General features: G+C 53.4%; 19 protein-coding genes and 1 tRNA gene. 13 read left to right on the top strand and 7 right to left on the bottom strand.

Translation table 11 applies throughout. From position 1 onward, the window contains the following. The 10 genes from BHAP_RS09510 to BHAP_RS09465 form a co-directional block, all read left to right on the top strand. Positions 1-445, top strand: a 445-nt coding sequence (locus BHAP_RS09510; RefSeq protein ID WP_143248782.1) for a DDE-type integrase/transposase/recombinase, incomplete at its 5' end; no start/stop codon positions are given. A gap of 164 nt (positions 446-609) precedes the next feature. Beyond that, positions 610-1,641 carry a hypothetical protein gene (locus BHAP_RS09505; protein ID WP_143248781.1) on the top strand — a complete coding sequence of 344 codons (1,032 nt, stop codon included), beginning with the start codon at positions 610-612 and terminating at the stop codon, positions 1,639-1,641. Between the two features lie 86 nt (positions 1,642-1,727). Then, the gene (locus tag BHAP_RS09500; RefSeq protein ID WP_094730466.1) at positions 1,728-3,203 is read left to right on the top strand and encodes a D-alanyl-D-alanine carboxypeptidase/D-alanyl-D-alanine-endopeptidase; all 1,476 of its coding nucleotides are present in this window, start codon (positions 1,728-1,730) and stop codon (positions 3,201-3,203) included. A gap of 18 nt (positions 3,204-3,221) precedes the next feature. Beyond that, the gene (gene tilS, locus BHAP_RS09495; protein ID WP_094730461.1) at positions 3,222-4,418 is read left to right on the top strand and encodes a tRNA lysidine(34) synthetase TilS; all 1,197 of its coding nucleotides are present in this window, start codon (positions 3,222-3,224) and stop codon (positions 4,416-4,418) included. Beyond that, on the top strand, positions 4,393-4,956 hold the full coding sequence (hpt, locus tag BHAP_RS09490; RefSeq protein ID WP_094730460.1) for a hypoxanthine phosphoribosyltransferase: 564 nt from the start codon (positions 4,393-4,395) through the stop codon (positions 4,954-4,956). The genes tilS and hpt overlap by 26 nt, the downstream gene beginning before the upstream one ends. After that, positions 4,953-7,025, top strand: coding sequence for an ATP-dependent zinc metalloprotease FtsH (gene ftsH, locus BHAP_RS09485; RefSeq protein WP_094730459.1), 2,073 nt, complete (start codon positions 4,953-4,955; stop codon positions 7,023-7,025). Before hpt ends, ftsH begins: the two co-directional genes overlap by 4 nt. A gap of 153 nt (positions 7,026-7,178) precedes the next feature. Continuing rightward, on the top strand, positions 7,179-7,751 hold the full coding sequence (gene folE, locus BHAP_RS09480) for a GTP cyclohydrolase I FolE (RefSeq protein WP_094730458.1): 573 nt from the start codon (positions 7,179-7,181) through the stop codon (positions 7,749-7,751). Positions 7,752-7,844: 93 nt separating this feature from the next. Further along, on the top strand, positions 7,845-8,711 hold the full coding sequence (folP, locus tag BHAP_RS09475; protein ID WP_094730457.1) for a dihydropteroate synthase: 867 nt from the start codon (positions 7,845-7,847) through the stop codon (positions 8,709-8,711). A gap of 42 nt (positions 8,712-8,753) precedes the next feature. Beyond that, the gene (gene folK, locus BHAP_RS12230; RefSeq protein ID WP_094730456.1) at positions 8,754-10,253 is read left to right on the top strand and encodes a 2-amino-4-hydroxy-6-hydroxymethyldihydropteridine diphosphokinase; all 1,500 of its coding nucleotides are present in this window, start codon (positions 8,754-8,756) and stop codon (positions 10,251-10,253) included. Next, complete coding sequence (locus BHAP_RS09465) at positions 10,250-10,792, top strand: DUF3180 domain-containing protein (protein ID WP_094730455.1); 543 nt, start codon at positions 10,250-10,252, stop codon at positions 10,790-10,792. The genes folK and BHAP_RS09465 overlap by 4 nt, the downstream gene beginning before the upstream one ends. Positions 10,793-10,808: 16 nt before the next feature. On the opposite strand, the gene BHAP_RS09460 is transcribed toward BHAP_RS09465, so the two are convergent. From BHAP_RS09460 to BHAP_RS09435, 6 genes are all read right to left on the bottom strand, one after another. After that, positions 10,809-11,714: an acyl-CoA thioesterase gene (locus tag BHAP_RS09460; RefSeq protein ID WP_094730454.1), complete on the bottom strand. Its 906-nt coding sequence runs from the start codon at positions 11,712-11,714 to the stop codon at positions 10,809-10,811. A 165-nt stretch (positions 11,715-11,879) separates the two neighbouring features. Then, complete coding sequence (locus tag BHAP_RS09455; RefSeq protein WP_094730453.1) at positions 11,880-12,314, bottom strand: hypothetical protein; 435 nt, start codon at positions 12,312-12,314, stop codon at positions 11,880-11,882. Between the two features lie 183 nt (positions 12,315-12,497). Beyond that, entirely contained in the window at positions 12,498-13,037 is a 540-nt protein-coding gene (locus tag BHAP_RS09450; protein ID WP_094730465.1) for an arsenate reductase/protein-tyrosine-phosphatase family protein, read from the bottom strand. A 227-nt stretch (positions 13,038-13,264) separates the two neighbouring features. Continuing rightward, positions 13,265-14,215, bottom strand: a complete 951-nt coding sequence (locus tag BHAP_RS09445; protein WP_094730452.1) for an ROK family glucokinase — start codon at positions 14,213-14,215, stop codon at positions 13,265-13,267. A gap of 321 nt (positions 14,216-14,536) precedes the next feature. Then, a complete protein-coding gene (locus BHAP_RS09440) occupies positions 14,537-15,319 on the bottom strand; it encodes a DUF4391 domain-containing protein (RefSeq protein WP_094730451.1) in 783 nt (260 codons plus the stop codon). Between the two features lie 180 nt (positions 15,320-15,499). After that, positions 15,500-16,732: an endonuclease/exonuclease/phosphatase family protein gene (locus tag BHAP_RS09435; protein ID WP_094730450.1), complete on the bottom strand. Its 1,233-nt coding sequence runs from the start codon at positions 16,730-16,732 to the stop codon at positions 15,500-15,502. Positions 16,733-16,931: 199 nt separating this feature from the next. Between BHAP_RS09435 and BHAP_RS09430 the strand changes: the two genes are divergently transcribed. Continuing rightward, a tRNA-Arg gene (locus BHAP_RS09430) sits at positions 16,932-17,004 on the top strand. Between the two features lie 248 nt (positions 17,005-17,252). Here the strand turns inward: BHAP_RS09430 and BHAP_RS09425 are convergent. Further along, entirely contained in the window at positions 17,253-18,692 is a 1,440-nt protein-coding gene (locus tag BHAP_RS09425; RefSeq protein WP_094730449.1) for an ATP-binding protein, read from the bottom strand. 216 nt (positions 18,693-18,908) lie between these two features. Here BHAP_RS09425 and BHAP_RS09420 point away from each other — a divergent pair, with 216 nt between their 5' ends. Then, complete coding sequence (locus tag BHAP_RS09420) at positions 18,909-19,589, top strand: hypothetical protein (RefSeq protein ID WP_094730448.1); 681 nt, start codon at positions 18,909-18,911, stop codon at positions 19,587-19,589. Between the two features lie 29 nt (positions 19,590-19,618). Beyond that, entirely contained in the window at positions 19,619-19,813 is a 195-nt protein-coding gene (locus tag BHAP_RS09415) for a helix-turn-helix domain-containing protein (protein ID WP_094730464.1), read from the top strand. Positions 19,814-19,933 lie beyond the last annotated feature (120 nt).

Below are 19,933 nucleotides of genomic sequence, written 5' to 3'. Positions count from 1 at the left end.
GGGCAAGGTGTACCTGTCGCCGGTGATCGACTGCTACGACGGCATGCCGGTCGCCTGGACGATCGGCACCAGCCCCAACGCCGCATTGGCCAACGGGATGCTCGAGGACGCGTGCGCCACGCTCCGACCCGGTCAGACGCCCGTCATCCACTCCGACCGGGGATGCCACTACCGGTGGCCTGAATGGATTCGCATCTGCACGGATCATGGATTGACGAGGTCGATGAGCGCGAAGGGCTGCAGTCCGGACAACGCCGCCGCCGAGGGGTTCTTCGGCCGGCTCAAGCAAGAGTTCTTCCACAAGAGGAGCTTCCAGGGCGTCACGATCGACGAGTTCATTGCGATGCTGGACGAGTACATGGTCTGGTACCGGGACAAGCGCATCAAACTCGAATACGGGATGAGCATCATGGACAAGCGCATCCAGCTCGGGCTCGTCGCCTGAACACATGTGATATCGTTCTGAACGACCATTCAGACAACGAAGTCCAACAAAACGTCACCACCCCCCTTTCGACCACGCTGATCACGTCAAAACGAGGCAAAAACCTGTTTTATGTTGTGGTTGTACTGTTGTTCGTGTTTGTTTGGCAAATACCGAATTTGCTGATGAATTCTGGCGCGGCTAGTCAGATTGATCTCGAAACGGCAAATCGTGCGGCCGATATTATGGCGTGGACTCCGTTTGGCGCGGCATTCCAGTTACCGTATGATGCGTTTGCTGGCAACTGGCTTGCGGTTATCGCACGGCTGGCAATACTGGCAGTCACATGGGTAGTGTGTTTCAGTATCTGCACGTGGTGTTTGCGCCACGAACGACTCACTCTTGGTGCCGGCCATCAGGCGACGGTGAATGCCAAAGGCATCGGCGCGTTCGCGCACATGCCTGACTCGCCGTCCGGTGCGATTTCCGCACGACTGTTCACGTATCTTGTTCGCGACCCGCGTCAGGCCATGCTGTTCGTCATGCCGGTGTTTTTGCTGATCATATTTGCGTTGCAAATGCGTACCATGCCCGGTCTGATCTGGCTGGTGCCGATTTGGTCCGGTTGGATGATGGCAATTGCAGAGAGCAACGGACTAGCATATGACGGTCGTGGCTTTGCGATGCAAGTGATTGCAGGCGTGCCAGGTACTACTGATCGTCTTGGACGTGTGCGTGTGTACGTCGGTATTATCGTCGCGTATGTACTGGCGCTGTTTGTTGCGATTGCGTTCATCAGCGGCGACTGGCGTAGCAGTGAGGGATTGCTGATCGGCGCAACGTTTACTGCGGTGGGATTAGGCGTTGGATTGAGCGGACTTGGACTGGCAGAGATCACCTCGTGCGCGTTCATGTATCCGGTTGCTTCGCTCGATAAGCCGTTCTCTGCACCGCAGGGACGTATGGTAGCGCAGGGCTTCTTCCCGCTCATCTATATGCTTGGCAGTCTGCTACTGATGTTCCCGACTGGCATTGCTGCGATCATACTTGTGGTGATGTCTGAATTGGCGTACTCGTATTGGCTGATTATTCCGATTGCGATCGTTAACGGTGCAGGCATTCTCGCTGCTGGGACGTGGCTCGGCGGTAAACTGATGGATGCGCGGATGCTTTCGATTGTGCGCACGCTCGATTCGTTTGCATCCTTGCAGAAGTAGATCGCGAACGTATATATAAGGAGCATGCGGTGCCGGCTGAAGCAGTGGTGACGGATAATCATCAATGGACATGCACCATCGCTCGCATGCGCCGGCAGCGAATTATCCGTGTAACCATCACCGCGCTGATCACGTTCGCATTGTGCTGCACATATGTGATCGCAGACATCACGGACACTATCACAGGTCCATTGACCTTAGCGCCAGTGAACCGCCGCTCAATTCCCGCCGCTCTCCAGTCGCTGCCGGCAGGAACCATCGCAGGCACCGCCAATCCTGACAAGCCCATCAATTCGTCCGACGCCGACCAACTAGTCGCCACCTTCGCTAGTGCTACCGGCGTCGGTCATGATTATTCCATAGCGATTGCAACCGCAGACGGCAAGGTTGTGACCCATCGCAATGCTGGCACACCACGGGAACCAGCCTCTACGATGAAAACCCTGACTGCACTCGCCGCCGCATCCACGCTCGATATGGGTTCGACGCTCACGACTGAAACCTATCTGACCGATGCCGACACAACTGCTGGCACGGGCTCGCTGACCCTCGTGGGCCACGGTGACATGCTGCTGTCGGCCGGAGCTTCTGACCCTGAACACGTCAATGGCCGTGCGGGCCTCGACACGCTCGCACAAGATACGGCGCAAGTGTTGAACGCACAAGGGATCAACCAAGTAGCCCTCACTGTTGACGACACGTTGTTCGGTCAGGACCGTTATCCGTCACATATCGCTGACAATAACGAAGGTGACCTCTATTACACGGGTGTGAGCGCACTGGCGATTGACGGCGGTCGGCAATGGGACGGCGGCGTGCCTGAAAATCCAGACATATTCAGCGCATATCCGACACTCAGCCAAACCACGGCATCCGACGCGGGAGCAGTGTTCGCCGCTCGACTTGCTGATCACGGTATTACGGTGAGCAATGCGAACGATATTACCGTGGAAAGCGTGAGTACCGCGACAAGCGGCAGCGCATCTGACGCTGCCGACGCGCCCACCGACTCCGCCACCAAGCCCATCGCCTCCGTCCAATCCGCCACACTCGCCGAAATCCTCGCCTTCGCCCTGCGACATTCCGACAACACACTCGCCGAAGAGTTCGGCCGACTCACCGCCCTCGCCACCGGCCGCGATAACTCCCCGCAAGGCGCAACTCAAGCAGTACGAGCCACACTCGAACGCCTCAACATCGACACCACCGGGCTCACCATGTCTGACTGCTCGGGGCTATCTCCCGGCTCGAAACTCAGCGTGCGCACGCTCGTCGCCGTGCAAGCACATAATCTCACTGCATCCGGTGCAGCTGCAGCTGGCGAAGGACTGTCTATCCCCGGCCTTATCGGTACTGCGGCCAATCGCGCGGTAAGCGAGGACACGCTCGGCCTGTTACGCGTCAAAACCGGCAGTCTCGGAGAAGTCACCGCAATGACCGGCAACGTGTCAAGACTGGGCGGTGGCACGCTCGCGTTTGCAGTAATTGTCAATCATCCAGATGATATGGCTGCCGCGCGCGATGCAATCGACGTCTTCGTAGACTCATTAGCAAAGTTGTAAGAAGCAGTGAGGCTGTAATTGACCTACTCCAAACGACTCAAAACAGGCATTGGCGCAGTGCGCGCATCGCTGCGCTCGCTCGGCATCGACGTGCAAGATACACGATTCACCAAGCACGGCGAACACACGCCAGATACGGACGCGCCGCTTATCCTCGTCGCCTGTTCGGGAGGTCGCGATTCGATAGCCCTCGCTGCTCTTGCCACACGCGTATGCGCGATGATCGGCGCACGTTGCGGCGCAATCATCATCGACCACAATATGCAAACCGGTTCCGGCGACGTCGCACAACAAGCGGCTGCACAATGTCAACAACTCGGACTGAACCCAGTACGCGTGCAACGTGTGCAAGTCATACAAAACAGCGATATCGGAGCGGAAGCCGCCGCACGCGACGCTCGTTATGCGGCAATCTGCGATATCGCGCGCTCAACGAACGCAGCAGCAGTCCTGCTCGCGCACACGAAAAACGATCAAGCAGAAACCGTACTCATCGGCTTACTCCGTTCTGGAGGCGTGGATGCGCTCGCCGGTATGCCGGAAACGTTCACGCGCGACGGGGTAGTCTTCGCGCGTCCTTTACTGGACCTGACTCGCGGTGATACAACCGGTATTTGTGAAGATTTGGGTCTTGATTGGTGGGATGATCCGACCAATGGTGACGTCCTAACCAACGCGAACAGTCACCCGACCAACGGCGATGCTCAAACCAATAGCGACGCCTCGGCCAATGGCGATGCTCAAACCAGGGTAGATCCCCCCGCACTGTCTGTAACAGAACGGAATCTTCCCCTACGCTCCCGGATTCGCCACAAGCTAATTCCGTTCATGGCGGAATTCACTGGTTCTGATATCGTCGCGCATCTCGCTGCTGGCGCACGCGCGACGCGCCGCGACAAAGACTATCTCGACACACAAGCCGACCGCGCGCTCGCCGCAGCAATACTTGATCCGGCCGACGATATGCTGCGATTATCTGCCCAAGTACTTGCTAGAGAGCACCCAGCCATCCGTGTGCGAGTCATCGCGCACGCGCTCGCAGCTGCGAACGTTCCAGTCACATCCGCACAACTTGAGGCCATCGACCGTCTCATCGCTGACTGGCATGGACAATCAGCCGTGCAACTTCCCAGAGGATACTCAGCTTTCCGTCAGAAACACGTCATTCGTGTGTGCCAATATGGTGGGCATGCGAATCGCCGACGTCCAAGATGAAATCGACCACGAGCTGGTCAGTAAAGAACAGATTGAGCGCAAGATTAACGAAATCGCGGCCCTCGTCAGCGAGGAATACCGCGACCGTGACTTGTTGCTCGTCGCTGTGCTCAAAGGAGCAGTCAATACGCTTGCTACGTTCTCTCAAGCACTGAGCATTCCCGTTCAACTTGACTTTATGAGCTTGTCAAGCTACGGCTCAGGTACTGTGTCGAGCGGTACTGTCACCATCCGGCAGGATTTATCTACGGATGTTCGCGGTCGGCACATTCTGATCGTCGAAGATATCGTTGATTCCGGGCGCACGCTCGCATGGCTAGTCGAAGAGTTGAAGCGGCGCGGCGCAGCTTCTGTGGAGATTTTCGCGCTGCTCGAAAAGCCGTCTCGCCGTGAGGTTGAGGTTGATGTAAAGTATCACGGCTATGAAATTCCCGATGAGTTTGTCGTCGGATTTGGTCTCGACTATAACGAGCGGTTCCGCAACCTCGATTCGATCGCGGTGCTTAAGCCCGAAGTGTATCAAGGAGTGAATGCATGAGCTATCCTCAAGGGCCCCAGCAGGGACCGGGCAATAACCCGTTTGGTAACCCGTTCAACCGCAACACCAACAACGGTAACGGTAATGCAAACGGTAATAACAATAATCAGCGTCCGTTCTGGCAGTCGCCGTGGCTGTGGGGCGTACTGCTGGTTGTGCTTGCTGTTGTCTCATTCCAGATTTTCGCCAGTGCTGGATCACAAACCATCGATACAAAGGATGGTATTTCACTGCTGCAGTCCGGCGATATTAAATACGCTGAGATCGTTGATAACACGCAGCAAATCAAGCTTGAGCTCAACAACGACTTTGTTAAAAAAGACGCTGACACTGGCAAGACGCGCAACTACGGCAAGAACGTCCAGTTCTACTATGCGTACGCGCAAAGTGCTCAGGTTGTGCAGTTGATCAACAAAGCTAACCCGTCAAAGGGTTGGACTACGAGCATGCAGCAGAGTGGCATTCTTAGCTACCTGCTCAACATGTTGTTCCCGATTATTCTGCTGGTAGCACTGTGGTGGCTCCTCATGCGTAACATGGGCGGCGCTGGCGGCATGCTTGGCATGGGCGGCAGAAAGAATAACGGTAAGCTGCTCGACGGCCAGACGCCGACGACGAAGTTTGCTGATGTGGCTGGTGAAGATGCGGCTGTGCAGGAAGTCGAAGAGATTAAAGACTTCCTTAAGGACCCATCTAAGTACAAGGCGCTTGGCGCGCGTATTCCGCGCGGTGTGCTGCTGTATGGTCCTCCGGGTACTGGTAAGACGCTGCTTGCTCGTGCTATCGCTGGCGAGGCTGGTGTGCCGTTCTACTCGATGGCTGGTTCTGACTTCGTGGAAATGTTCGTCGGTCTTGGTGCGTCTCGTGTGCGTGACCTGTTCGATGAAGCGAAGAAGAATGCGCCTGCGATTATCTTCATCGATGAGATCGATGCGGTTGGTCGCAAACGTGGCTCGGGCATGTCCGGTGGTCATGACGAACGCGAGCAGACACTGAATCAGCTGCTCGTTGAGATGGATGGTTTCGACAACGATACAAACCTTATTATTATCGCTGCAACCAACCGTCCTGACGTGCTTGATCCGGCATTGCTGCGCCCGGGTCGTTTTGACCGTCAGGTGGCTGTTGAGGCTCCAGACCTTGAAGGTCGTGAAGCTATCCTTAAAGTGCATGCCAAGGGTAAGCCGTTCGTACCGGATGTTGATCTGCACATGGTTGCCGTTCGTACGCCGGGCTTTACCGGTGCTGATCTGGCTAACGTGCTTAACGAAGCTGCGTTGCTGTGCGCTCGCGCTGGTGCTCAGCTTATCGACAACCGTGCCATTGACGAGGCTATCGACCGCGTTCAGGCCGGACCGAAGCGTAAGTCGAAGGGTATGGCACTCGACGAGCTACGTAACACTGCCTACCATGAAGGCGGTCACGCACTGGTCGCCGCTGCGTTGCACAACACTGATCCGGTTACGAAGGTCACGATTCTGCCGCGAGGCCGCGCGCTCGGTTATACGGCTGTGATGCCAACGTCTGATCGTTACTCGCAGACGCGCAATCAGCTGCTCGACCAAATGGCATATGCGATGGGTGGCCGTACCGCCGAAGAGATCGTCTTCCATGATCCGACGACCGGCGCGTCGAACGATATTGAAAAGGCGACGAGTATCGCCCGCACTATGATCATCGAATACGGCTTCTCCAAGCGACTTGGCGCGATCAAGTGGGATAATGCGGACACAAACGGTGCTGACTATGACGCACTCGCACCACACAAGTACTCCGATCAGACCGCTGAGATTATCGATGAGGAAGTGCTCAATCTCGTCGAAACTGCGCACACGGAGGCGTGGAATATCATCAACGACAACCGTGACGTGCTCGACGAACTCGTTCGTCAACTGCTCGTCAAGGAAACGTTGAATGAGAAGGAGCTGGCTGCGATTTTCGCCAATATTAAGAAGGCTCCTGAACGTCCTGTGTGGCTGTCGAATGATCGTCGTCCGGATTCCGATCAGCCGCCAGTGGAAATCCCTGAGTCGCTTAAGCGCTCGGTCGGCATGAAGCCCGGCGAGTAAGGTAGTCAGCTCCCATTGGCTCCCCTTGTCAGGGGGAGCCAAGGTAACAGCTAGGATTAAACCGAAATGATGTTGCGGTGTGCTGCACGACGGCACGCCGCAACTTGTATGTGAGCGCAGATACAGACGAGTAGATGAGTGAGGAGAGCGTTAATGACACATACGTATGACGAAGAGGGCGTGAAACAGGCGGTACGCTTGTTCCTCAAGTCGATCGGTGAAGACCCGGATCGTGAAGGGTTGCTCGAAACTCCTGACCGTATTGCACGCGCCGGCCGAGAGATTTTTGCTGGACTTGGCCGCGACCCGCAGGAAGTACTCGCAAAACGATTCCCCGTTGAGACAGATGAAATGGTACTCGTGCGCGATATCGAACTGTTTTCCGTGTGCGAACACCATTTACTGCCGTTCCACGGGGTTGCTCACGTTGGATATATCCCGTCAAACGGACAGGTTGTAGGATTAAGCAAACTCGCACGACTGGTCGAACTCTACGCGCGCCGACCGCAAGTACAGGAGCGTATCACTCAGCAAGTCGCGGACGCATTGATGACGTATGCGAACGCGCGCGGCGTAATCGTAGTGACCGAATGCGAGCACATGTGTATGGCGATGCGCGGTGTGAACAAGCCTGCTTCACGCACTGTAACGTCGGCTGTTCGTGGCGTGATGCGCAATCCGGCCACGCGCGCCGAAGCGATGAGCTTGATTATGGCTCAACACTGATAAATGGACGGCAACGTTAACACTGACGCTGGTAGCAAGTAACGTGGCAAGCTGGTAGTACCGATACCAGCGATATTGAGGGGGAATTTCACTATGACTGATCTACAGGCATTGCATGATACTGATCACACACTCGTGATGGGCGTGCTCAACATTACCGAAGATTCATTCTCAGACGGCGGACTGTGGCTCGACCCAGCTAAAGCTCGCGAGCACGGCCTTGCCATGCTCAACGATGGCGCTGACATTATTGATATCGGTGCAGAATCGACGCGTCCCGGTGCTAAACGAGTGTCTGAAGCTGACGAATTGAGTCGTGTTACCGGTGCTGTGAAAGCATTAATTGGCGGCAATACAGTCCTGTCTATTGATACGACGCGTGCGCTCGTTGCTGCTGCAGCACTCGAAGACGGTGCGCAGATCATTAACGATGTTTCCGGCGGTACACTTGACAAGGAACTGCCACATGTCGTCGCTGATCACGATTGCTTGTATATCGTGCAACATTGGCGCGGTTGGCTGGCAGGCGCGCACGGAGCAACCCCAGACGCAGACACGTCCCATTACGAGCATGGCGTGCTACGCGACGTGTACGACGAGCTGATGCAGCAAGTTGACGCTGTGCTTGAAGCTGGAGTCAAGCCGGAACGTATTATCATCGACCCCGGTTTAGGCTTCTCCAAGCCCGGTATTGAGCATAATTTGCCATTACTCGCCGGATTAAGCACGTTTGAAGACACTGGCTACCCGGTGCTTATCGGCGCATCTCGTAAACGGTTTGTATCTGCAGTACTCGCTGATGCAGGGTTTAACGAAACAACGATGGATGACCGTGACAATGCAACCGCAGCGATTTCAGCTCTCGCTGCTGAGCATGGTGCATGGGCTGTTCGTGTGCATGATGTGCGTCGCAGTCGTGCGGCCGTTGCAGTCGGTACGCAATGGCGTGCAGCTCTCTAAACCCGCATAACCCAGTAATAATAACGATTGGAGCGTAAGTTAATGTCCGACACGATACGACTCACTGGAGTACGCGCTGACGGTACGCATGGCGTTCTCGACTTTGAACACGCGCGTCCACAACCGTTCGTCGTAGACGCAGTACTTCACGTTGATCTGACTCGTGCCGGGCACACTGACGATTTGAATGACACCGTAAACTATGGTCTGGTCGCCGAACGTATCGTTGAGATTATTCACGGTCCTCACGTTGATCTCATCGAACGACTCGCCGCACGTATCGCTGACGCAATTCTTGCGCAACATCCGCTCGTCACTGCGGTTGATGTCACCGTACACAAGCCAAACGCGCCGATCAGCGTACCGTTTGCCGATGTAGCTGTTTCGATCAGTCGTACACGAGATGATATGGACCGGGTCATCAGCGATCAAGATCGCGAACGTGATCTATCTCCAACAAGTGCCCATGTTCACCATGCGGTAATCGCGATGGGCGGCAATATCGGCAACGTGGCAGCAACCTTGCGTGCTGCAGTTGCCGAAATCGACGGTCTTGACGGTACACAAGTCGTCGGCATTTCTCCGCTAGTACGCACAGCCGCGTGGGGAATGGCCGACGATACTCCAGACTTTCTCAACGCTGTTATCGAAATAACGACCACGCAGTCGGCAGCTGAACTGCTTGACAAACTGCAGTCAATCGAAACTGCCCACGGTCGTACACGCGAATCACACTGGTCATCGCGTACGCTTGACCTCGATATTATCGACTACGACGGTATCGTCAGTGATGATCCTCACCTGACGTTGCCGCATCCGCGCGCTTGGCAGCGAGCGTTCGTACTCGCACCGTGGCATGCGCTCGACCCTACGGCTGTACTTGCCGGACGGCACGGGGGAGCGGTGGCTGATTTACTTGCGGTTGCTCCTGACCGTAACGATGTGCGCGATGCGGACGATACATGGATGACTGGTGATCAATTCTCGTCTGACAACGGTACAGCTGATCGTAACAGTACTGACCATAGTGACATTGCACAGCAACAGCCAACGTTCCGCACGGCTATCGTATCGATGGACAGCACGTCTACGGAAGCGGAAACACTGTTCCGCGCTGCTATCGTCGCACTGGACAGCGTTCCTGGCACGCAAGTTGACGGCATTTCACCGCTCTATCACGTTGCTAATATTGACGGTCCAGATGCGATGGCTGCGGTACTCCAGTTGACCACCAATCTTGGCGCGCGCGACCTCATCGGTGTATTAAACGGCATTGAGCACTCGCACAATGCGCCTTCAACTGGAATACGACAACTCGACCTTGACTTGATCGACATGGATGGAGTTACAGCAAACGAGCCAGACTGCCGAGTGCCGTGGCCGAGTGCGCGAACACACGCTGCCGTACTCGCACCGTGGCTTGACATGGACCCGAACGCTACACTGGGCCGTGACCCGGTATCGTTTCTTCTCGCTACAGCACCGGATGCTGATCGTGTAGGGTTGATATCAGATAACTGGATCATCGGAGGGACGCTATGAAGGCACACAGAACGCCGTGGTGGTATTACCTGATCGCAATCGTATGCGGTCTACTCGGCGGCGCACTGCTTGCCAAATACGATGAAGCAACCGGACTGGCGCTCATCGGCGTGCCGTGGTTCATCTCCCTGCTTTTGCTCATGCTCGGGCTTACAGTACTCGTACTCGCATTGCAAGTACACAAGTATGCAACTACTGACCCGCGCAAACGTGCTGAATTAAAACCGCTCGACCCACAGCGTGCCGTGTCGACGCTCGTATTGGCTAAGTCGCTTGGATTGGTTGGCGCTGCGCTCGCCGGGTGGTATGGTGGGCAGATTCTCATGTGTCTCGAACATGCTGAAGCACAGTATTATGCGCAGGCGATTGTTGAATGTGCTATCGCATGCGCTGTGTGCGTGATCGACATGATTATTGGCATCGTAGGGGAGTGGCTTTGCCAGTTGCCGCCAATGGACGGGCCTGAAAGCGCGACCATGAAAGAAGCCGCCCGCCGTCAGCGCAACGTAGCTCCAGCAGCCGCCAAAACCCGGCAGTAACCACTATTTTGGCTCCTCACGCTTGCGGCACGCGAATCATCGCTTCTTGAGCGATCACCGCCACTAGCGCGCCATCTTGCGAATACACCTTCGCTAAACCAAGTCCACGACCGTGAGCAGCAGTCGGCGTATCCTGCACGTACAAGTGCCACTGATTAATATCCACGTCGCGATACCACCACATCGAATGATCAATCGATGCATACGAAATCCCCGGCGTCGCAATACTTAACCCAGCGCGACGCAACACAGGTTCCATCATGAGTTGATCGCAGCCGAGTGCCAACATCGCACGATGCATCACTTGTGGTACGTCAGCATGACCATCAGCCTTCATCCATACCATTTGCGTGCCCGAATCCTGTTTCGCGCTTTCCTTATCCGGGCCTAACATAATTGTCTTCGTCACATGGCGAATATCAAACGGTGACTTTTCTGCATAAAACTTTGCGAACGGCGACTGCTCGGCGTACGGAGTCATGAGCTCTTTCGCGCTAGTTAACGTTTCTGGATCTGGCACATTTTCGGGCATTGGATCAGAAAACTCGACACCAGACTGTCCAGTCTGCTGGAAACTGGCAATCGCTGTCAAAATGGAGCCCTGCGATTGCGTGACACTAATACGACGAGCTGAGAACGAACGACCGTCACGCAATGTTTCCACATCGAATAATAAATCCTGACGAATATCGCCAGCGGCAATAAAATATCCGTGAATAGAATGCGGTAGACGGCCCGGATCAACGGTACGCGATGCGGCAATCAACGACTGTGCGATCACTTGACCGCCGTACACGCGACCCGTCGGGAAGTATAAACTCTCCCCGTTAATGTACATATGACCGCGATACTCCGATGGTTCGCCCAGCTGCAGTACCTTCACCAAATGCTCTAATGGTGTGAGCGTTACTGTATGCGTCATTACTGCTAACTCCGATTCTGACTCTTGGTGGTGCAATGCTTCAGCAGTCTATACGGTGCAAGTAAAAAAAGACGAAGTGTGTTGTAACGAGCGTAATCTCAACGTAATCAATACGTGAACGGCCGGTGACGAGAACATCACCGGCCGTACGAATTTCGTTTGCGATTATTCAGCCTTCTTGCGGCCACGACGCTTCATCGTGCCAGCCGTAGCGTTAGCAGCATCGAAAATCACTGCTTTATCGTTTGGATACACCGTACCGTTCACAGATTGGAATGCGATCTCACCTTCCGGAGCTTCAGCTAGCTCAAAATACTGGCCGATAGCTGCCACAAGCGTAGTATCGCGCACACTAATCGACGCAGTCTGCTTGCCTTCCGGCTTGCTGAATTTCACTGCATTTTCAGCTTTCGCAGTGGTTGGGGTGACAGCAATTTGACGAGTTTTCTCGTTAATGAGCACCTTAACATATGCCGGATAACCCAATTCAATAGCCGTGGCTTTATTGAATTTCACTGCGCCGTCGGTGACCGTCATGACAGTTTTACCGGCTGGCTTAGTCAGACGGACTTCTTCAAAACCCTGCAATGCAGACGCCATAATGTCGCTCCTTATTATCGTGATAATTAACGCCGAATTATCATATTATTTTTCACTGACAATTGTAGCGACAATATACGGCATATTGCATGCGGTAATAGACAATTGCTGTTTTTTATTTGTGGGTAATTGCTCACGCACTGCTATAAGTATTATCTATTACCGCATGTGTATGAGGCAATGTCAGGCAGTGGCTTTAGCGATAATGCTGAGTGCTTGACAAATTTGATCGTAAGCTTTTTGGAAAACCGGGAAATCTTTGCGATGCGGATCTTCGATCGAAATCGGTGCAGGTAACATTGGACGAATCATCGATGCGTTATCAATGACTGATTCCAATCGTTCTTGTCGATTATTACCGGTGATAAAACCTTGCTGAGCGCAGTATGCACACATATTTGCAAAATCAGGCAGTAGGAATGTGCGACGTCCAGCGCGCGGAGCGAGGGTAGCAATATCCTGCCGCTGATGTGGCTCGAAGCAGAAAATAAGATCAGCGCTATCAGCTAATTGTGGGGTAATGCGCTTGGAACGGAATGCGCTGGAGTCAATGCCAGCTTGATCAAGGAGCTTAGCGCTTGACGGATCGATAGCGTGATTATCAAGGCCGCGCGTGCCAGCACTGTCTACGCTGATATCAGCATCAGGAATGTAGTGGGAGAGAAGCAGCTCACCCATTGGGGAGCGGCAAATATTGCCTGTACATACGAAAAGAATCTTCATACCTACAACCATAGTTCCACATAGGGGGATTACGCCGTCAGCGCGTGTTGAGACTGCTGAAATGCCTTATTTCGGCCAAACAGCAGTCTCTATCTTGGCTTCTCTTGCTAGGGGAGCTGGCCGCGAAGCGGTCTGAGGGGTAGTTGCACCCTTTGGAACGTTCAACCCGTGTTCCCATCCCTCAGTCGACTACGCCGGGCAGCTCCCCTGATAAGGGAGCCACACCACTAGCGAAGCGCGAGGTTTGCGGCGCCGATCAGGCCGGCATCCTGCCCTGCGGTTGCTGCGACGATCTTCGCGTGACCGCGGTATGCGCTGCCTTCAAGGAATCGCGTGTAGTTGTATCGCGCCGGTTCAAGCAGAATGTCACCGACAGCTACCACACCGCCGCCGATCACGAAAATATCCGGGTCAAGTACTGCGGCGGTCGCAGCCATCGTGCGTCCAAGCCACTCGCCAATCTTGCCAAATGCGTACAGACCGAGCGCGTCACCTTCTTGTGCGGCTTGCGACACCATCGGACCTTCAAGATTATTGACGTTACCGCCGCACAGTTCAAGTAGACGACCAGCATCCTGTGGACGACGGCGTACCGCCGACTTAGCGAAATGCTCAAGCGCACTACCTGATGTGTAGCGTTCAGCACAACCGCGCAAGCCGCAGCCACATGTATCGCCATCCGGTACCATTGGCAGATGGCCGAGTTCGGCAGCCATACCAAACGAGCCACGGTACAACTGGCCATCAATCACAATCGCGCCGCCAAGACCGGTACCAACTGTCAAAGCGACCATGTTACGCGAACCTTGGCCGGCGCCGTGCACATATTCTCCCCAGCCGGCGCAGTTTGCATCATTTTCAACAACAACCGGCACTGCATAATCAATGAGTGCACCAATATGCTCGGAAAGGTTGTAGTTGATCCACGCAGGAATATTGGCTGCGAATGTCATAGTTTTGCGATCGGCGCCGACGTTGCCGGCGGCGGAGATGCCGATAGCTTCGATATCAGTGTGACCTGATGCGACAGCCTCACGGTAGATCTCGGCAATATGCTGGTTGATTGCGTCCGCATCCATCGGTGTGGGCACGCGCCAACGTTGAATAATGGTATCGTTTGCATCGCACACAGCAGCGGCGATCTTGGTTCCTCCGATATCGACGGCAAGCGTGGACATAAGCTCTCCTTTGATGATTCGTACACCTATGCAGACACTGGAAATCATAGCGTTGCGCGGCGACTGACGACACTCGCCGGTACTTGCTGTTTACTGATACGCCGCTTGATATTCGTATCTCATGCAATGAGAACGTTCACATCATGACTTCTTAGTTACCATTTGGCAATCAAACGATGTCATTCGTATGACAGATAGCTTATATCTTGTGCCAGAAGTTCGTTTACGTTGTTCTCGCCCCCCCCCCTTGTCAGGGAAGCCGAGGAAAGAATGAATGGCATTTGGCGCAATAAATCCATGCCTATTGCGTATTGTCTCCCGTCACTGGGCACGCAGCGTGTCAAGCTGCTGCTTAGCCTTATGCAACTTCGCATAAATCTCGTTACGCTGATCAGCATCTTTAGCACGCTGATGATCGCGCGTGAGCTTGTCAATCGTCATCTCAAGCTCACTGATCTGCGCTCGTCGTACGATACGAGCATCAAGATCAGTACCGTCAGGTACCCCAAGAATAATCTGTGCGCACAATGACGACCACAGATCATCAATCGACGCACCAGCTGAATCGTCAGACTTCGCGCGACGAACGGTATCTATATCCAGCATCACTTCGTGAGCGGGTTGCCACACGTCTGCGAACACTTCATGAACCGGCAGATGACCAGCCTTACCGGGCAGTGCGCGCCGTACTGCCAGCGTGCATTCTTCACGCACACCGCCGTCAACCGGTTTATCGCGCACCACAGCAAACACAATACCCGACTTGCGTTGCGCAGCAATCAGCTCAATCACCTCAGTTGGCACCAGAACCGCTTTAGCAGACAACCTCAATCCGATAACCAGCACTTCAGGCACGCGCGCACCAGCTGCTAATCCCGTATTTGAGGGGCGCAACAACGCCAGCATCGTGATAGATTCAATGTCGTTGGTCAGCCGCTGCTTGAGTTTTGCTGAAATCTGCGCGTGACCGACAAACATCGCCTTCGGCAAACGTGCCCGTGCCTCAGGAACCGCTGTGGCAGCAGGCAATCCCAGCGTGAGTGCAGACACGGAACCGCAGTGCGCAACTCCATGCGAACCTGAACCATGCAGTACGTCAGTCATCGTCGACCTTCCTTCCCAGCTCTTGGGCCACGGTAACGGTTGTTTCCCGTTGTTTCCCACGCGGCCAGCCGTTATATGACGGTGTCTAACGCCAACCTTAGCGCACGTATACTGTTCGAGGTTTCTCATTCATTACGATTCGGAACGTGTTTGCTCACTGTTTTCTTGTTACTTTTCTTGTCACTGCACGGCGATTGTGGCGAGTAACGCTGCATGATCAGACCCGGAAACCTGCTTGACCTGTATTTGACCGGCGACAATATTGCGATCGAGTACAATGTGATCAATCCCGGCAAATCGCGGCATCATGGGGATATCAGCCGGCCATGTGAACGTGAACCCATGACCCGATTGCCAAGCAGCGTCAGTGAATCGGTTGCCGAGAAAATCGCGGAACGGAGCATGATCATACGTTGCGTTGAAATCGCCCATGAAAATATATCGTGTGTCAGTATGTGAACGCATGAGCGCGAGCTCGTCAATGGAACGTTTCCATTGACGCCAGTAGCCATTTTTGGGTGATGTAGTGTGCACGGAAACGAAGCGTATTGGTAGGTTGCCGTCGGGTGTTTTGAACGTTACCGTGCCGCCGGGCATGAATGAGGCACTTGAGTTTACATCGTCGTCTGCGGGATCACTCAGCGGAGTAGCGGACCATAAACCGTTGCCGTAGATGCCGTCTGACGTGGAGACTTGCGAGTATGGCAAGTAATCTTTGATGCCGGCGGTGTCGAGCGCGGCGACGAATTCATCAGTGGTTTCTTGCATGGCGAGTATTTCGACGCGCTGATCGCGTACGAGATTGACGATTTCTTCGGCGTTTGCGCGGCCCTTGTATACGTTAACGGTCATGACGCGCGCGTACTGGTCGGCCGTGTTTGCGCTGGCTGCGGATACTGCGGCTGTGGCTTGAGTGGGGAGTGCGGCAGATGCGCGAAAGAATGGGTATTGCCACCATACTTGTGCGGCGAGTGCGAGGATAGCGACGAGTGCTGCTACCCAGCGTCGTCCGACGAGCGCAGTGATAAGTGCAAGTACGGCAACGAGCGCGAACCATGGTGTCGCTGAAACGATGATTGGAACGTATGGTAAGGCTTGCAGATCGGATGGCAGTGCGCGTGCGGTGACCGCGAGTGCGGCAATGATGGAGAGCGGCCATGTGAGTACAGCTGCGAGCGTGGTGCGCCAGTGATGAGGGTGTGCTGCGGTTGGCGTGTGAGGGGACGCGGCTTGCAGGAGTGATGCGCGTGCGGCGCGGGTTGCTCGTGATGTTTTGGCTTGCCGTGGCGTACGCGACTGCGATGATCGTGACGACGTGCGAGTAGCGCGTGACGTTGCGGCTTGCGATGATCGTGTTGTAGCGTTACGTGACGCACCTGTTTGTTTGGCTCGTGTTGATCGGCTGTTGGTCATGCGCATCCTCCTTGTCGACCGTCCACCTTACTGCATTGGTCGATGGTCTAGCCGTGAGAATGTGGATCATGCTCATAGCATTCATTAATCATCCACTATTCATCCACAATTGCTCCTGTGCTTCGCTCTCACATCGTTCGTTTTCAGTGTTCGACACGTTCTTTCGAGGCTGGAGGCATGTTGTACAATGGTCATTTGCGCCCAAGTAGCTCAGGGGATAGAGCACCGCTCTCCTAAAGCGGGTGTCGTCGGTTCGAATCCGATCTTGGGCACTTTCCAGCGAAACCGTTGCAATTTCAACGGTTTCGCCCTCTCTTCTTCCTCCTTTCCAAAACAATAAAAACATGGTTATAGTCAATTTGTCACGGCAAATGTCACGCCTGCAGCATTGATAAGGCTGGAAACTCCTCAACCTAGGTAGCAATCTCTAATGTGCAAACGAGTAGCAAGTAGTTATTTAATAACGAAGTGCACAACTGTAACATAATAAACTTTGTTACAACAAAGTTTATTGACCTTTTTACGGGTGAACGAACTTGAACATGTCATTGACTCCATACACCGTCATGTCGTGTTCAGCGCGTTCCTTAGCTGTCTGAACCAATGCGTCGGTCTTCAAAAACAGCGCAAGGCTACGATGCTCATACCCTGTGATCAGTGTGGAACGAAATCTGAGCGTTTCTATTGTTTCAGTCACGTCCAACGATTCTCGCCACTTGCACTCGCCAAGTAAAATATCTTTGGTTGTGGAATTGGCAGCGATCACGTCAATATCTATCTGCTCACGTAATCGTGGGTCAGTGCCCCACCATTTGCCGAATTGAGTTGCTGTGAACGGTAGTAGTTCATCACGATTTGCTCGGATCAGCCATTGACGGCAAATGTCTTCAAATATCTGTCCTACGAACGTGTCCAATGCTGGACCGAATACTTCACCACGCGCTGCAATACCACCGTCTCCACTCTCTACTTGTGAGCAGTGAGGGCTGACAAATCGATACCAGAATGAGAAAAATGGATCTTTGATATGCCACAGTCCCTTGCGTGATCGCGCAAGGTCCTCTCCAAACGGCACGTTACGTTCAATTAATCCTAGATCAGAGAGTACGGCAAGATATTTGCTAATACCGGAATGTGCGGATAGTCCTGCCTTATCTGCAATGATGTTTTGTCGGTTTGCACCGGCGCCGATTGCATCCATCACCGAATTATAGACGGCAGGATCGCGCAATTCCTGACGGAGTAACATCAATGGTTCTTCATACAGTAGACCGCTGGTGTCGAACAGCAAATCGATGACATTCTCCTCATAGGACAAGTCTGGCTGAATCTGTTTGAGATAATATGGTGTACCGCCAAAAGTCGCATAGTATCGCACCACGTCTTCGGGGGAGGCAAACGGCAGCATAAGCGCCGTGTCGAAAGCATCGAATGGTGCCAACCTCATCTGCCCTGTACGACGACCGTATAGTGGACTCTTTACGCCGAGCACTTCGCTCTCCATGAACCCTTCATTACTGCCGCACAGAACCATCATCATTGATGAATCCTTGAAACCATGATCGATGGAAATTTGCAGTGTTGATGGCAGAGATGGTTCGCTCATAGCTGCGTAGGGGAACTCGTCGAATACGAACAGTAGACGTGACGCTGATTGATCACGCTGTTTCTTGATTATGAAATCAAACGCATCTTGCCATAAAGCGAAGGGCGGTAGCGATACAGGTAAATCAAAGAAATTATACACCGCTCGTGAGAAATCGCGCAGATTTGCGGCAGAGGTCTGCTGCCGAGCAGTGAAATACAGTGTATGCTTCCCTGCTGCGAATTCGTCAAGTAATGCGGTTTTACCGATACGACGACGTCCATACAACACCATCATCTGAAAAGTGTCGCGACTCCACATACGCGTTAATGTCTTCAACTCTCGTTCTCGTCCGACAAATTCTGTTCCAACCATACGCTCTCACTTATGATTCTTAAAAGTATGATACTTGTGAGTATCATACTCAGACATCTTGATTTATTATGAGTACCTTGTATATAAGAAACTCATTGCGTCATGCCGAAGTTGAATATTTAATAATATATATTAACTATTTATTGACAAACGATAATAATGGGAAGATGATAGTAAGTATAAAAATGCTTATCCGTGATTGACAAGGAGGCCATCATGAGCACGCAACACACTTTTAGGACGGGCGTTTCTCGTCCATCAGCTAATAGTAGTGGTCGTATTGTGCTAAGCCGTGCATCCGGTGCTGCTATTGTAATAGCGCGTATTGCAACGGTTTTTCTCGCCTTGTGTGCGATTATCCAGTTAATCATCGTCGTTATGTTCATCGTTGACATGCGCTCATTCCAACCTGACTATTCGTATTACAGCGTGACGATGGATGCTGGCATTGGTTCCGCATCAATCGCAGGTCATTTTCTCGACAGTGACATTCGTCTCGCTGATTGGACGACGAACGTAATCAATGTGCCGGTCACTTTACTGGTTGGACTCGAACATATCGCAATCTACACGCTGCTTACGCTGGTATTTGGTGAGCTGGCTGCACTGCTCGCTGAATTACGCGACTGGATGCGCGATCGTGTTCGCTACGGCAGTGAGGTGACGCCGTTTCGTGCCATGCCGATTGAACGGCTCGAACGTATCGGATGGTATCTCATCGCGACGCCGGTTTCTGCACTTGTCATATCGTTGATCTGCATGCCGTTTACTAGTGTTGCGATCAGTGGCGGTGCGTTTACAGGATTGCTGATCTTGCTCGGTATTATCTCGTTTATGTTTGCGCAAGTGTTCAACTATGGTGCCATGCTGCAAAACGACGTCGAAGGATTGTTGTGAGTGGACGTATTGTATTGCGACTTGATCGAATGATGGTTGAACGTGGCCGATCTCTCAATTGGCTGTCTGACAAAGTCGGTATTACCAACGTGAATCTGTCGAAAATCAAAAATAATCGTGTATCAGCGATCCGATTCACAACGCTCGCAGCAATCTGCGAAGCGCTTGACTGCCAGCCCGGTGACATTCTCACTTATGAGAATGACGACGAGGCAGCGATGTAGCGATTTTCTGTGCACGCGATGGCAAAAACGGGTATTTTTCCATCGCGTGAAGTCATACTCCGTCACGCGATGGAAAATTCGCCGTTATTGCCATCGCGTGACCAAAAATTATGTCAATTT

It is taken from the genome of Bifidobacterium hapali (assembly GCF_002259755.1).
GTDB lineage: Bacteria > Actinomycetota > Actinomycetes > Actinomycetales > Bifidobacteriaceae > Bifidobacterium > Bifidobacterium hapali.
The sequence above is the reverse complement of the archived record's forward strand: the minus strand, read 5'-3'. Positions and strand labels throughout refer to the sequence as shown.